This is a genomic window from Staphylococcus gallinarum, from assembly GCF_000875895.1.
Classification (GTDB): Bacteria; Bacillota; Bacilli; order Staphylococcales; family Staphylococcaceae; genus Staphylococcus; species Staphylococcus gallinarum.
In genome coordinates, this window is sequence record NZ_JXCF01000001.1 from 287,130 (window position 1) to 302,410 (window position 15,281).

The 15,281-nt window shown below is 35.4% G+C and carries 11 protein-coding genes, 1 riboswitch and 1 other annotated feature; of the genes, 10 read left to right on the plus strand and 1 reads right to left on the minus strand.

All coding sequences use genetic code 11. The features are described 5' to 3' along the window. The first annotated feature begins 463 nt into the window (after nucleotides 1–463). Genes yaaA through gyrA form a run of 4 tightly spaced genes read left to right on the plus strand, consistent with a single transcriptional unit; the run spans nucleotide 464 to nucleotide 6,476 of the window. The gene (gene yaaA / locus SH09_RS01240) at nucleotides 464–697 is read left to right on the plus strand and encodes a S4 domain-containing protein YaaA (RefSeq protein WP_182475075.1); all 234 of its coding nucleotides are present in this window, start codon (nucleotides 464–466) and stop codon (nucleotides 695–697) included. Further along, nucleotides 694–1,809 carry a DNA replication/repair protein RecF gene (gene recF / locus SH09_RS01245; protein ID WP_042737793.1) on the plus strand — a complete coding sequence of 372 codons (1,116 nt, stop codon included), beginning with the start codon at nucleotides 694–696 and terminating at the stop codon, nucleotides 1,807–1,809. The genes yaaA and recF overlap by 4 nt, the downstream gene beginning before the upstream one ends. A gap of 12 nt (nucleotides 1,810–1,821) precedes the next feature. Next, on the plus strand, nucleotides 1,822–3,753 hold the full coding sequence (gene gyrB, locus SH09_RS01250; RefSeq protein WP_182475074.1) for a DNA topoisomerase (ATP-hydrolyzing) subunit B: 1,932 nt from the start codon (nucleotides 1,822–1,824) through the stop codon (nucleotides 3,751–3,753). A 35-nt stretch (nucleotides 3,754–3,788) separates the two neighbouring features. Beyond that, entirely contained in the window at nucleotides 3,789–6,476 is a 2,688-nt protein-coding gene (gyrA, locus tag SH09_RS01255; protein WP_042737795.1) for a DNA gyrase subunit A, read from the plus strand. A 449-nt stretch (nucleotides 6,477–6,925) separates the two neighbouring features. Here gyrA and SH09_RS01260 read toward each other — a convergent pair whose 3' ends face one another. Then, on the minus strand, nucleotides 6,926–7,738 hold the full coding sequence (locus SH09_RS01260; RefSeq protein ID WP_042737796.1) for an NAD(P)H-hydrate dehydratase: 813 nt from the start codon (nucleotides 7,736–7,738) through the stop codon (nucleotides 6,926–6,928). A gap of 390 nt (nucleotides 7,739–8,128) precedes the next feature. Here SH09_RS01260 and hutH point away from each other — a divergent pair, with 390 nt between their 5' ends. The 6 genes from hutH to SH09_RS01290 all read left to right on the plus strand — a co-directional run bounded on the left by hutH (nucleotide 8,129) and on the right by SH09_RS01290 (nucleotide 15,271). After that, complete coding sequence (gene hutH, locus SH09_RS01265) at nucleotides 8,129–9,631, plus strand: histidine ammonia-lyase (protein WP_042737797.1); 1,503 nt, start codon at nucleotides 8,129–8,131, stop codon at nucleotides 9,629–9,631. A gap of 69 nt (nucleotides 9,632–9,700) precedes the next feature. Further along, nucleotides 9,701–9,898 (plus strand) — a binding site (T-box leader). 68 nt (nucleotides 9,899–9,966) lie between these two features. Further along, on the plus strand, nucleotides 9,967–11,250 hold the full coding sequence (gene serS, locus SH09_RS01270; protein ID WP_042737798.1) for a serine--tRNA ligase: 1,284 nt from the start codon (nucleotides 9,967–9,969) through the stop codon (nucleotides 11,248–11,250). A gap of 504 nt (nucleotides 11,251–11,754) precedes the next feature. Next, the gene (locus SH09_RS01275) at nucleotides 11,755–12,450 is read left to right on the plus strand and encodes an AzlC family ABC transporter permease (protein WP_042737799.1); all 696 of its coding nucleotides are present in this window, start codon (nucleotides 11,755–11,757) and stop codon (nucleotides 12,448–12,450) included. Then, nucleotides 12,447–12,776: an AzlD domain-containing protein gene (locus SH09_RS01280; protein WP_042737800.1), complete on the plus strand. Its 330-nt coding sequence runs from the start codon at nucleotides 12,447–12,449 to the stop codon at nucleotides 12,774–12,776. The genes SH09_RS01275 and SH09_RS01280 overlap by 4 nt, the downstream gene beginning before the upstream one ends. A 94-nt stretch (nucleotides 12,777–12,870) precedes the next feature. Beyond that, nucleotides 12,871–12,976, plus strand: a riboswitch (SAM riboswitch). 62 nt (nucleotides 12,977–13,038) lie between these two features. Further along, nucleotides 13,039–14,007 (plus strand): homoserine O-acetyltransferase MetX, encoded by a 969-nt coding sequence (metX, locus tag SH09_RS01285; protein WP_042737801.1) that lies wholly within the window; start codon nucleotides 13,039–13,041, stop codon nucleotides 14,005–14,007. Between the two features lie 337 nt (nucleotides 14,008–14,344). Beyond that, nucleotides 14,345–15,271 (plus strand): DUF2232 domain-containing protein, encoded by a 927-nt coding sequence (locus tag SH09_RS01290; protein WP_182476701.1) that lies wholly within the window; start codon nucleotides 14,345–14,347, stop codon nucleotides 15,269–15,271. Nucleotides 15,272–15,281: the final 10 nt, after the last annotated feature.

Genomic DNA, 15,281 nt, shown 5'->3' on the forward strand with positions numbered 1-15,281 from the left:
GGTCTGTTTTTTGTGTAAATTAGATTTGAAACTGTGAATGATAAAAGAATAAGTTGTTATTTATTGAGAGGATATATTTTAAAAGCAATTTAAAGGGTATGTGAGTTATTTTCAAAATAAAATGGATAAATCATACCTAATTATTAAAATGAAGCTAAAAACATGCTTAAAATGCCTCTATGAATTGGTGAATTATTACAAGTGAATACTCGCTATAAAAACGAGACAATTTTAAATTAAATAATTAGCATTTTGAAATAAATAGTATTTATAAAGAAAATGAATAAACTGACTTAAAATTTGTTATAATATTAAGTGTAAAACAATCGAGATAAGCACATTTCGAAAGCAGATGCTGAAAATAGTTAAAATATATTGAAAGAAAGCGATTTCCAACTGTATTTTGCATGAAATTTAGCGCTAAAAAATGTATAATATATTAATGAGCTTATAAAGAAATGGAGTGGTTGATTTGGTTGAAGAAGTAATTGTTGATGGTGACATCACATTAGGACAATTTCTAAAGACAGAAGGTATTATCGAATCTGGAGGCCAAGCAAAATGGTTCTTACAAGATTTTGAAGTCATGATAAATGGCGAACGTGAAACACGTCGAGGTAAAAAACTAAATCATCGAGATAGCCTAGAGATACCTGAAGTCGGTTCGTTTTTAATCATTCAACAAGGTGAAGAATGAAATTAAAGACGCTTCAGCTAGAGCATTATCGAAACTATGAGTCCATTTCTATAGAATGTCATCCTGAAGTCAATATCTTAATTGGTGAGAATGCGCAGGGCAAGACGAATCTACTAGAATCTATTTATACACTTGCACTAGCTAAGAGTCACCGTACATCAAATGATAAGGAACTCATACGTTTTGACAATGACTATGCTAAAATAGAGGGTGAACTCAGCTATAGATATGGCGATATGCCATTGACGATGTACATCACCAAAAAAGGCAAACAAGTAAAAATCAATCACTTAGAACAAAGTAGACTAACTCAGTATATTGGTCATTTAAACGTTGTATTATTTGCGCCAGAAGACTTAAATATTGTTAAAGGTTCGCCTCAAGTGAGACGTAGATTTATCGATATGGAATTGGGGCAAATTTCTGCAGTGTATCTCAATGATTTGTCGCAATATCAACGTATCTTAAAGCAAAAGAATAACTATCTTAAGCAGTTGCAATATGGACAAAAGACAGACACTACTATGCTAGAGGTCTTAAATCAACAGTTTGCGGAATATGCGCTGAAAGTAACTGAGCGTCGTAAGCATTTTATACGAGAGTTAGAATCATTGGCTAAACCGATTCATTCGGGAATCACAGATGAACGTGAAACGTTGTCTTTAAAGTATTTACCTAGTATAAAGTTGGATGAAGACGACAGAAGCGATTCGGAACGTCTAGAGGAAGTCTTAACATTGCTTAACGACAACATGGAACGTGAGAAAGATAGAGGTGTCTGTTTATACGGTCCACATCGTGATGACCTTGGCTTTGATGTCAACGGTATGGATGCACAGACATATGGTTCGCAAGGTCAACAAAGAACGACTGCCTTATCGATTAAATTAGCAGAAATAGAGTTGATGAATATCGAAGTAGGTGAGTATCCAATTCTATTGCTAGACGATGTTTTGAGTGAGTTAGATGATTCGCGTCAAACGCACTTATTAAGCACGATACAACATAAGGTTCAAACATTTGTAACGACAACATCAGTCGATGGAATAGATCATGAAATTATGAAGAACGCTAAACTTTATCGCATAAATCAAGGCGAAATTATAAAGTAACAGAAAGTGAAGGTGGAAGCATTGTCAGATGTGAATAACACGGAAGATTATGGTGCTGGACAGATTCAAGTATTAGAAGGACTCGAAGCGGTCCGTAAACGACCTGGTATGTATATCGGTTCTACTTCTGAAAAGGGCCTACACCATTTAGTGTGGGAAATCGTTGATAATAGTATCGATGAGGCGCTTGCCGGATATGCAGACAAGATTGAGGTTATCATCGAAAAGGATAACTGGATAAGAGTTACCGATAATGGTCGTGGTATCCCCGTAGGTATGCACGAAAAGATGGGGCGTCCAGCGGTTGAAGTTATCTTAACAGTACTTCATGCTGGTGGTAAATTTGGTGGAGGCGGATATAAAGTCTCTGGTGGATTACACGGTGTAGGTTCGTCTGTAGTAAACGCATTGTCTGAAGATCTTGAAGTTTATGTACATAAAGACGAAAAGATTTATCATCAAGCATATAAAAAAGGTGCGCCACAATTCGACTTGAAAGTGATTGGCGAAACAGATGAGAATACAGGTACTGAAATACGCTTTAAAGCAGACCCAGAAATCTTCACTGAAACGACGACTTATAATTACGAAACATTACAACAACGTATTAGAGAGCTTGCTTTCTTAAATAAAGGTATTACGATTGTGCTCAGAGATGAGCGTGAAGAAGAAGTAAGAGAAGATAGTTATCACTATGATGGTGGTATTAAATCTTACGTTGAAATGCTAAATGAAAACAAAGAACCACTTCATGAAGAACCTATCTATGTTCATCAATCAAAGGATGATGTAGAAGTAGAAATCGCATTGCAATATAACAGTGGTTTTGCGACTAATTTATTAACTTATGCAAATAACATTCACACATATGAAGGTGGTACACACGAAGAAGGATTTAAACGTGCGTTATCACGTGTGTTAAATAGTTATGGGCTTAATAGCAAAGTGATGAAAGAAGATAAAGAACGTTTATCTGGTGAGGATACACGTGAAGGATTGACAGCAATTGTATCAATCAAGCACGGTGATCCACAATTTGAAGGGCAAACTAAGACGAAACTTGGTAACTCTGAAGTACGTCAAATTGTAGATAAGCTATTCTCTGAGTTATTCGAAAGATTCTTATATGAGCATCCACAAGTTGGACGTATCATCGTTGAGAAAGGAATTATGGCGTCTCGTGCACGACTTGCTGCTAAAAAAGCACGTGAAGTGACACGTCGTAAGTCGGCATTAGAGGTTTCAAGTTTACCAGGTAAACTTGCAGACTGTTCTAGTAAAGATCCTGAGCGCAGTGAAATCTTTATTGTTGAGGGTGACTCTGCTGGGGGGTCTACGAAATCAGGTCGTGACTCAGAAACTCAAGCAATCTTACCTTTACGAGGAAAGATATTAAATGTTGAGAAGGCACGTTTAGATCGTATCTTAAATAACAATGAAATACGCTCTATGATAACTGCATTTGGTACTGGAATTGGTGGAGAATTTGATTTGAGTAAAGCGCGTTATCATAAGATCATCATCATGACGGATGCAGACGTCGATGGGGCCCATATTAGAACGTTATTATTAACATTCTTCTATCGCTTTATGAGACCGTTATTAGAAGCGGGTTATGTTTATATTGCACAACCACCATTGTTTAAATTAACGCAAGGTAAACAAAAATATTATGTGTTTAATGACCGTGAATTAGAAAAACTTAAAGCAGAGTTAGATCCTAATCCAAAATGGTCTATTGCACGTTACAAAGGTCTTGGTGAGATGAACGCGGATCAATTGTGGGAAACTACAATGAATCCAGAAAACCGAGCGATGTTACAAGTATCATTAGAAGATGCGATTGACGCAGACCAAACATTTGAAATGTTAATGGGTGACGTTGTAGAGAATCGCAGACAGTTTATTGAAGATAACGCAGTTTATGCAAACTTAGATTTCTAAACCGATGAACTGAATTTTTGAAGGAGGATATCTTGATGGCTGAATTACCTGAATCAAGAATTAATGAACGGAATATTACGAATGAGATGCGCGAATCGTTTTTAGATTATGCGATGAGTGTTATCGTCTCACGTGCTTTACCAGATGTTAGAGATGGTTTAAAACCAGTACATCGTCGTATTTTATATGGATTGAATGAACAAGGTATGACACCTGACAAGTCATATAAGAAATCAGCACGTATTGTCGGAGATGTAATGGGTAAATATCACCCACATGGTGACTCATCTATTTACGAAGCAATGGTAAGAATGGCACAAGATTTCAGCTATCGATATCCTTTAGTTGATGGTCAAGGTAACTTTGGTTCGATGGATGGTGATGGCGCAGCGGCCATGCGTTATACGGAAGCACGTATGACGAAGATCACGTTAGAATTACTGAAAGATTTGAATAAGGATACAATCGACTTTATCGATAACTATGATGGTAACGAAAGAGAGCCGTCAGTCTTACCTGCTAGATTCCCTAACCTATTGGTCAATGGGGCATCAGGTATTGCGGTTGGTATGGCTACAAATATTCCACCACACAACCTTACAGAGGTTATCAATGGTATTTTAAGTTTAAGTTATAACTCAGATATCACAATTGCAGAATTAATGGAAGATATCCAAGGTCCTGATTTCCCTACTGCCGGTTTAATTATGGGTAAAAGTGGTATCCGCCGTGCATATGAAACAGGTCGTGGTTCAATACAAATGCGTGCACGTGCTGAAATTGAAGAGCGCGGTGGTGGTCGCCAACGTATCGTTGTTACAGAAATTCCTTATCAAGTAAACAAGGCAAGAATGATTGAAAAAATTGCTGAATTAGCACGTGATAAGAAAGTCGAAGGTATAACAGACTTACGTGATGAAACGAGTTTACGTACAGGCGTAAGAGTCGTTATTGATATTCGAAAAGATGCGAATGCGAGTGTTATTTTAAATAATTTATATAAACAAACGCCATTACAAACATCATTTGGTGTAAATATGATTGCGCTTGTAAAGGGTAGACCAAAGCTGATTAATTTGAAAGAAGCTTTAGTAGAGTACTTAGAGCATCAAAAAATCGTCGTTAGAAGACGTACAGAATATAATTTGAAAAAAGCACAAGACCGTGCCCATATCTTAGAAGGCTTACGAATTGCGTTAGATCATATCGATGAAATTATCACGACAATTCGTGAATCTGATACTGATAAAGTAGCTATGGCTAGCTTGCAAGAACGCTTTAAATTAACTGAAAGACAAGCGCAAGCAATACTTGATATGCGTTTGAGACGTTTAACTGGTTTAGAGCGAGACAAGATTGAAGAAGAGTATAATAACTTAATTGCATATATTAAAGAATTGGAAGAAATTCTTGCTGATGAAGAAAAGTTATTACAAATCGTTCGTGATGAACTTATTGAAGTACGTGAGAAATTCGGTGATGATCGTCGTACTGAAATACAATTAGGTGGTTTAGACAATATTGAGGATGAGGATTTAATTCCTGAAGAGCAAATTGTTATCACTTTAAGTCACAATAACTATATTAAACGTTTACCAGTTTCTACGTATAGAGCACAACATCGTGGAGGTAGAGGCGTCCAAGGTATGAATACGTTAGAAGAAGACTTCGTGAGTCAACTTGTGACATTAAGTACACATGATAACGTGTTATTCTTTACCAATAAAGGTCGCGTATACAAACTTAAAGGTTACGAGGTACCAGAGTTATCACGTCAATCTAAAGGTATCCCTGTTGTTAATGCGATAGAATTAGATAACGATGAGGCCATTAGTACAATGATTGCCGTTAAAGATTTAGAAAGTGAAGAAGATTACTTAGTATTTGCGACACGTAAAGGTATCGTTAAACGTTCAGCATTGAGTAATTTCTCTCATATTAACAAAAACGGTAAGATAGCTATCGGCTTCAAAGATGACGATGAACTGATTGCAGTTCGTTTAACTGATGGTGAAGATGATATTCTTATCGGTACATCACATGCGTCATTGATTCGCTTCCCAGAAAGCGCATTGCGTCCATTAGGTCGTACTGCAGCTGGTGTTAAAGGTATTACTTTAAGAGAAGGCGATCGCGTAGTAGGTTTAGATGTAGCGAAATCGGATAGTAATGATGAAATTTTAGTTGTTACGGAAAATGGTTACGGTAAACGTACACCAGTAAATGACTATCGTCTATCCAACCGTGGTGGTAAAGGTATCAAGACTGCAACAATCACAGAACGAAATGGTAATATCGTTTGTATTACAACAGTCAACGGTGAAGAAGACTTGATGGTTGTGACTAATTCAGGTGTAATCATCCGTATTGATGTTCAAGATATTTCTCAAAATGGTCGTGCTGCTCAAGGTGTAAGATTGATTAAATTGAGCGACGAACAATATGTATCAACAGTAGCTAAAGTCAGTGAAGATGACGAAGAACCTGCAGATACAGAAGCAACGACAGCTGAAGGTTCTGATGAAGCAACTGATGTAAGCTCAGAAGCAATGATTGAAGGAGACGCACCAGGTAATACAATTCATACAGAAGTAACAGACAATAGAGATGAATCCGTAGATGGTGAAGATGGCGAGCGTCAAGAATTAAGACAAGACTTTATGGATCGTGTCAATGAAGATATAGAGAACGCTGACAACGACAATAATGACGATACAGAATAACTAATTAAATAAAATAAAGATAGAAGGCAGTTTCCAGATTTGGGAACTGCCTTTTCTGTTGTTTGATGTAACAATAACAATAGCTGGAATATGTGATTAACCAGGTAGCAGATTATATTGGTTACACGAACAGTTTATACATATCTTAGATAAGAATAATTATGTGGAGCTAGGAAAAACATATAATACAATTAACTAATTAGAATGTGAATATGAAATAGCATCATACTGATTAAGTATAGAAAGTGGATTATGATTATAACGTTTTGTTTACAGTAGACAACAGTGTGAAAGGTTGATGACAAAGGTGTTAAAAGGCTGTTTATCAACGTTTTTAGAGGTGTTGGATTGTTTGGGTTTACATATGTAAATATAAAGTAGTAGCACTGATATTAATAAAAGGACCCATCATCATATGTTAGATGATAGGTCCTTGTATGTGGATTATATTAATTTTCTAATGATTTCATAACGCAAGGTATTTCACTGATTAGTCTTGAAGGTGGAACAACATACATCTTTTCTGATAATTGTTCTCCGATTAAACTATGCACATATGCAGCACTTGTTACCGCTTCTTCAATATCATTGAATTGTCCAACAAAGCTAGTAATCATACCTGCTAATGTATCACCCATACCACCAGTTGCCATAGCTGGTGTACCGATTGGTAATTTGTATTCATTTTGTTTAAAGTAAACTTCAGTGCCATGTTTCTTTAAGACGATTGTTGCTCCAATGCGATCAGCCGCTTCTCGATTACGCTCATAAGTTTGTTCTTCAATTGGAATGCCACTTAGACGTTCCCATTCCTTTTGATGCGGCGTGAAAATGACTCTACATGTTGGAATTTCTGGTTTCAATTTACTGAAGATTGTAATGGCATCTCCATCTACAATAAGCGTTTGGTGTGGTTGAATATTTTGTAATAGGAATGTGATAGCATTGTTTCCTTTGAAATCACAACCTAAACCAGGACCGATTAAGATACAATCCGTATTTTCGATCATTTTAGTTAACATCTTAGTATCATTGATATCAATAACCATTGCTTCTGGACAACGAGAATGTAATGCAGCATGATTGGTAGGATGTGTTGCTACCGTGATTAAACCACTGCCGCTATATACACAGGCACGTGCAGCTAACATGATTGCACCACCTAAATTCACATTACCACCTATTAAAAGAATCTTACCATAATCACCTTTATGTGTTTCATCTTTTCTTTTAGGAATGTTTACTGATGATAAAGTTTCCAAATTGAAACCTCCTTTTTGAGTTATATAGTCATTCAGATTATTTAATATAGATAACCCAATTAATTCACTAATTGGAAGGTTGTCATGTAGTTATTTTTTATATTCTTGCTACCCCACTTGTTCTTATAAAAAATATCGTCTAAGACCTAATTTTTAATTCCTTTTTATAAATACAATAGAGTATATTAAACCTGCTTTGCCCTTTAGTCAATAGTTAAAGTGATAAGAAAATGTTTGTTTACGATAAATTAATATTAAGTAAAACTTTACCCTATTAAATCAGTAATTTAATACCATATTACGGATATTTCAAAAGCTATTGTTTATAGAAAATTGTAAGCGTATACTCGTGTTAATTGTTATAGCACTTAAAATAAAGGAGATGGGAAAATGACATTACAATTAACTGGGGATACATTGACGATTTCGGATATTAAACAATTCTTAAGTGATGAAGATAAAGTTGAAGTGACAGCTGCAGCATATGAACGTGTTAAACAAAGCCGTGCAACTGTTGAAGATATAATCGCTAATAAAGAAACAATATATGGAATTACAACAGGTTTTGGATTGTTTAGTGATGTACGTATCGATGAAGGTGAATACAATCAACTTCAAGTAAATCTCATTCGTTCTCATGCTTGTGGTATTGGTAAACCATTTTCTGAAGAAGTTTCATTAGTGATGATGTTGTTGAGATTAAATACCTTATTAAAGGGGCATTCTGGAGCGACGGTCGATTTAATTGAACAACTCATATTTTATATCAATAATCGAATTATACCTGTCATTCCGCAACAAGGCTCACTTGGTGCTTCAGGAGATTTAGCACCACTATCTCATTTAGCTTTAGCACTTATCGGTGAAGGTAGTGTTTATTTCAATGGAGAGGAAGTAGACAGTCGGTACGTCTTAAATAAATTGAATCATCAATCGTTACAATTACAAGCTAAAGAAGGTTTAGCATTGATTAATGGGACTCAAGCGATGACTGCGCAAGGTGTAATCAGTTATATTGAAGCGGAAAGTTTAGCCTATCAATCTGAATGGATTGCTGCGTTTACACATCAGGCTTTAAACGGCATAGTAGATGCCTATAATGAGCATGTACATAAAGTTAGAAACTTCCAAGAACAAATGGAAGTAGCAGAGCGTATGTTAGACTGGCTAGAAGGCTCTGAATTGACAACACGTCAAGGTGAAATACGCGTGCAGGATGCCTATACTTTACGCTGTATTCCACAAATTCACGGAGCAAGTTTCCAAGTATTGAATTATGTTAAGGAAAAATTAGAATTTGAAATGAATGCTGCTAATGACAACCCACTTATCTTCGATGAAGGTGATGAAACACTTGTGATATCTGGGGGTAATTTTCATGGTCAGCCCGTAGCCTTCGCATTAGACTTCTTAAAGCTCGGAGTGAGCGAATTAGCTAATGTTTCAGAACGTCGTTTAGAACGCCTAGTCAATCCACAATTAAATAACGGATTGCCTGCTTTCTTAAGCCCTAAACCAGGATTGCAAAGTGGTGCTATGATTATGCAATATGCCGCTGCTAGTTTAGTCTCAGAAAATAAAACACTTGCCCATCCTGCTAGTGTTGACTCAATTCCCTCTTCTGCCAATCAAGAAGATCATGTATCTATGGGGACAATTGCTTCACGTCACGGATATCAAATTATTGAAAACGCAAGACGTGTCTTAGCAATTGAAGCAATTATCGGCTTGCAAGCAGTTGAGTATAAAGACATCGATAAACTGTCACCTAAAACGTATGATAAATTTCAAACTTTACGTCATATTTGTCCATCAATTACAGAAGATCGACAATTTCATAAAGATATTGAAGCAGTTGCACAATATTTACGTGATGCTGCATATAATGAATAAAATAAGTTGTTATAAATAAGCTCTCTCTTGAAAATAATAATGTTATTTGCTATATTTAAAACAACTTAATAAGATATTGTTCGTGGGACAAGTAGTATTAATATCGTGATTTCAGAGAGCTTGTGGTTAGTGAGAACAAGTAATCATATTTAATATGAATCTACCTACTTATATGTGAACAATCGGTTTTAGCCGTTATTTTAGTGAGAGCGCAGTCTATAATGACTGTTAAATAGGGTGGCAACGCGTCAAGACCACGTCCCTTGTAATTAGGGGATGTGGTCTTTTTTTGTTACTATCCAATAGATATAAATTTGATGAGAGGATGAAATCATATGTTAGATATAAAATTATTCCGTAGTGAACCTGATTTTGTTAAAGAAAAAGTTGTAAAACGTGGTATGGAAGAAAGTGTTGTGGATGATGTTTTAGAATTAGATGACAAACGTCGTCAACTTATTGCACAAGCTGAGGAAATGAAAGCTGAGCGTAATAAAGTCAGTGGTGAAATCGCGCAAAAGAAACGTAATAAAGAAGATGCAGATGATGCCATTGCTGCAATGCGTAAATTAGGTGATGAAATTAAGGTATTGGATGATACTTTAAACCAAGTTGATCAAGAATTAAATGATAAATTGTCACGCATTCCAAATGTAATTCAAGATGATGTACCTGAAGGTGCTTCAGATGAGGATAATGTTGAACTTAAACGTTGGGGAACACCTCGTGAATTTGACTTTGATGCAAAAGCACATTGGGATTTAGTAGAAGATTTAAAAATGGTTAACTTTGAACGTGCTGCAAAAGTATCAGGTGCACGTTTCGTATTTTTAACAGGTGAAGGTGCGCAACTAGAACGTGCGTTAATGAACTATATGGTCACAAAGCATACAACACAACATGGTTATACTGAAATGATGGTACCACAATTAGTAAATGCTGATTCAATGTATGGTACAGGTCAATTGCCTAAATTTGAAGAAGATTTATTTAAAGTTGAAAAGGAAGGTCTATACACAATTCCAACTGCGGAAGTACCATTAACGAACTACTACCGTAATGAAATTATTGCTCCAGATGAATTACCAGCGAAATTTACTGCACAGTCAGCATGTTACCGTAGTGAAGCAGGATCAGCAGGTAGAGACACACGTGGTCTAATTCGTTTGCATCAATTTGATAAAGTTGAAATGGTTCGCTTTGAAAAGCCAGAAGATTCATTTGATGCATTAGAGGAAATGACAACACATGCTGAAGCAATTCTCGAAGAATTAGGCTTACCATATCGTCGTGTAATCTTATGTACTGGAGACATTGGCTTTGGTTCAAGTAAGACATTTGATTTAGAAGTATGGTTACCAAGCTATAATGATTATAAAGAAATCAGTTCTTGTTCAAACATTACTGACTTCCAAGCAAGACGTGCGAATATTAGATTTAAACGAGATAAAAATGCTAAGCCAGAATTAGTACACACGTTAAATGGTAGTGGTTTAGCAGTAGGTAGAACCTTTGCTGCTATTGTCGAAAACTATCAAAATGAAGATGGTTCAGTAACTGTTCCAGAAGCTCTTGTTCCTTATATGGGTGGCAAGACTGTAATTAGACCAGTTAAATAATTAAAATGAAATAATAAATGAAGCGTCGGAGAGGTACAGTTCTCTGACAAATGAAAAGGCAATTTCTTTTGAGATTGCCTTTTTATTTATCATGATTTATACAAATTGCGTTTTTTCAGTATGGTGATTTAGCAATAAGACATATCTACCTAACTATTAATTAGGTGAACCATATTAATACAAAATATTGAACAAATTTTTAGTCTAGTTAATTTTTAAAATACAGGAAGCAAGTAACTATCAAATTATCATAAGAGGGTAGGGGAGGTGTAACGATATAAAAAAGGTTAAAAATCAAATTAATAGTAGCGTTGTTAAACCTTATTCTGCCAGGTGGTCTAAATTAATCTGAGTCTATAAAATAATTTAAAATCGCTGTAATAGCAACGTTTTTAGACTGTAGTTTGTCTTACGTAACACATACCGAAGTCTAAAAGATATGGTTGTTTTTAAATGTTTGTAATAGAATGTGAATATCAAAATACATCAACAAGGGGTGAGATGATGAAAGAACATATCACATTTAAACAAGGCGTTAAAGAATGTATCCCCACTTTGTTAGGCTATGCTGGTGTTGGATTATCATTTGGAATTGTCGCTGTAGCCTCTGGCTTTAGTATTCTTGAAATTATATTATTGTGCTTAGTGATTTACGCTGGTGCTGCTCAATTTATAATTTGTACATTAGTCATCTCAGGGACACCCATAACGGCTATTGTGCTTACAGCATTCATAGTTAACTCGAGAATGTTTTTATTAAGCATGACATTAGCCCCGAATTATAAAGATTATGGATTGTTAAATCGGTTAGGGCTTTCTTCGCTTATAACTGATGAGACATTTGGTGTAGCTATCACGCCACATTTAAAAGGTGAGAAGATAAATGATCGTTGGCTACACGGTTTAAATATTACAGCGTATTTATTTTGGACAGTGTCATCTGTTGCAGGTGCTATATTTGGCAAATACATACAACATCCGGATGCTTTAGGATTAGATTTTGCAATCACAGCAATGTTTATCTTTCTAGCGGTTTCTCAATTTGAAGCGGTAAAGCGCTCGCATATTAGAATTTACTTTGTCTTAATTATCTGTGTTGTGGCTATGATGTTATTGTTCAGTTTATTTATGCCGTCATACTTGGCGATTATTTTAGCTTCAGTTGTTGCGGCAATGCTTGGGGTGGTGATGGATAAATGACGATTTCTCTACATATGCTTATTATCATTTTGTTGTGTGGGTTAGTTACATGGTTAACAAGGGTTATCCCTTTTATATTAATCACGAAAATACAGTTGTCTGAAAAGGTCGTCAAATGGCTCTCATTTATTCCAATTACACTATTCACGGCATTAATTATAGATGGCGTTATAGAGCAACATGACAATGGACTTGGCTACACATTAAATTTCCCGTTTATTATAACGATGGTACCTACAATCTTAATTGCAGTTATCACACGTAGTCTAACCTTTACAATTATTGGAGGCATTTTAATAATGGCACTCTTAAGATGGCTATTTTAAATAATTCATTGATGTAAGAGTTAATATCCGTTAGAATGACAATAATTAGAAAATTATGACATCTTTTATATGAGATGCATATAAATAAAATAAAATCTTATTTCGAGAAGCAGAGGGACTTGGCCCGTTGAAGCTTCAGCAACCGGCTATATAAGATGTAGTACGGTGCTAATACCAACGAGATACTCGAATGATAAGTATAGTTAAACTTCTTACTTATTTTTAGAGTGAGAAGTTTTTTTATTTAAGTAGGAGGTAAAAAATGACAAATTATACGGTTGATACATTAGAATTGGGACCATTTACGACTGAATCTGGTGAAACGATAGCAAATTTGAAGTTACGCTATGAGCATGTGGGTTTTCAAGGGCAACCGCTTGTAGTAGTTTGCCATGCATTAACAGGCAATCATCTGACATATGGTACGAATGAAGATCCTGGATGGTGGCGTGAAATTATTGATGGTGGATACATGCCAATTCATGATTATCAGTTCTTAACATTTAATGTTATTGGTAGTCCATATGGTTCAAGTTCTGCACTCAATGATGTAGATTTTCCTAAACAATTAACGTTGAGAGATATTGTCAAAGCTATTGAACTAGGTATCGAAACACTAGGGTATCGAAAGATTAATATATTAATCGGTGGCTCTTTAGGTGGCATGCAGGCGATGGAACTTTTGTATAACCGTAAATTTGAAGTAGAGAAAGCAGTAATCCTAGCTGCTACTGATCGAACGTCATCTTATAGTCGTGCATTCAATGAAATCGCAAGACAGGCTATTCTGCTTGATAACAAAGAAGGAATGAGTATCGCAAGACAGTTAGGATTCTTAACCTATCGTTCATCAAAAAGTTATGACAAACGTTTCACACCTGATCAAGTAGTTGCGTATCAGAAACACCAAGGCGATAAATTTAAACAACATTTCGCGTCTGAGTGTTACTTAACACTGCTCGACGTCTTAGATAGCCATGATTTAGATAGAGGAAGAGATGACGTGGATGCTGTGTTTGGCTCACTTGATACAAAGGTCATGACAATGGGTTTCACCGATGATTTACTCTACCCAGACGATTTAGTTAAGGCAGTAGGAGAACGCTTTAAATACCATAAACATTTCTTTGTTCCTGATAATGTTGGGCACGATGGTTTCTTGCTTAATTTTAATGATTGGGCACCTAATTTATATCATTTCTTAAACTTATCTAAATTTAAACGTAAATAATATTGAGGTTATTGAATATTTATTGAAATATGGGCAGTGCATAATGACATCTGACTCGTTGTGAGTTGTTATTAGGCATTGCCCTTTTTGATTTTAAAAAAGTTGAAATAATAGATTCGAGAAGTATGGAATTTAGAAGGCAAAAGCAATGATGGAATAGTCATTAATCCATGTAATCAGTAATCTAGTTTGATAGAGACGATTTCTGAATTTGCAGTAAATCAAAGGGGATGTTAAACGATGTTATCAGATCATTAATTCTTCTATATAAAATGGGTCGGTAAAATTGTGTAAAAGATTTAAATTGGTTAAAATGGTAGTTATAGTCAAAAATAGTATAGGAGTGGCGAACTTGTTTTCAAAAATATATCCTAAAGCAACTATTCTTAGCATAATTGCTTTCATAGTAGTAGCTTTAGCTTTACATATATTACCACCGCTAGGACTGGTACTCGCATTATTTGCTACGATACCAGGTATCATCTTATGGCACAAATCAAACGAGTCGTTTGGCTTAGCAGCGGTTATATCGGTTGTCTTAACAACATTATTAGGTAATATATTTGTGCTAAGTATATTGGTCCTCATTATTTTCTTGAGCTTTATCGTAGGCCAATTGTTAAAAGAACGTACGTCAAAAGAACGTATTTTATATGTTACAACTACATTTATGAGTATCGTTTCACTTATCGCGATTATGTTATTACAGACTTTTGATAAATTACCAAAAGCCTCTGCAATCATCAATCCAGTGAAACAACAAATGCATCAACTTATAACAGAGTCGGCAGTCTCCGGAGATTCTAAAATGATTCTTGAAGAAGGTTTCCGCCAATTTGCAGTACAATTACCGAGTTATATTGTGATTGCAGTTTTTCTACTTATATTGATTAATCTTATTATTACATTTCCAATCTTACGTAAATTCAAAGTTGCTACACCAATATTCAAACCATTATATGCATGGCAGATGAAACGCTCGATATTAGTCATCTATATTATTGTGCTGTTTTGTGTTATGTTTGCTACCCAATCGGGTACTTTTCAAAGTGTCGTATTAAACTTTGAAATTGTGTTATCATTATGTATGTATATTCAAGGGTTGAGTGTTATTCACTTTTTTGGAAAAGCAAAATCAATGCCGCTTGCACTTACGATTATTTTAATGGTGATTGGGACAATATTAACGCCATTTACACATATCGTGGGACTCATTGGATTGGTAGATTTATGCTTTAACCTGAAAAGCATCATTAAAAAATGATTTGGGGTGG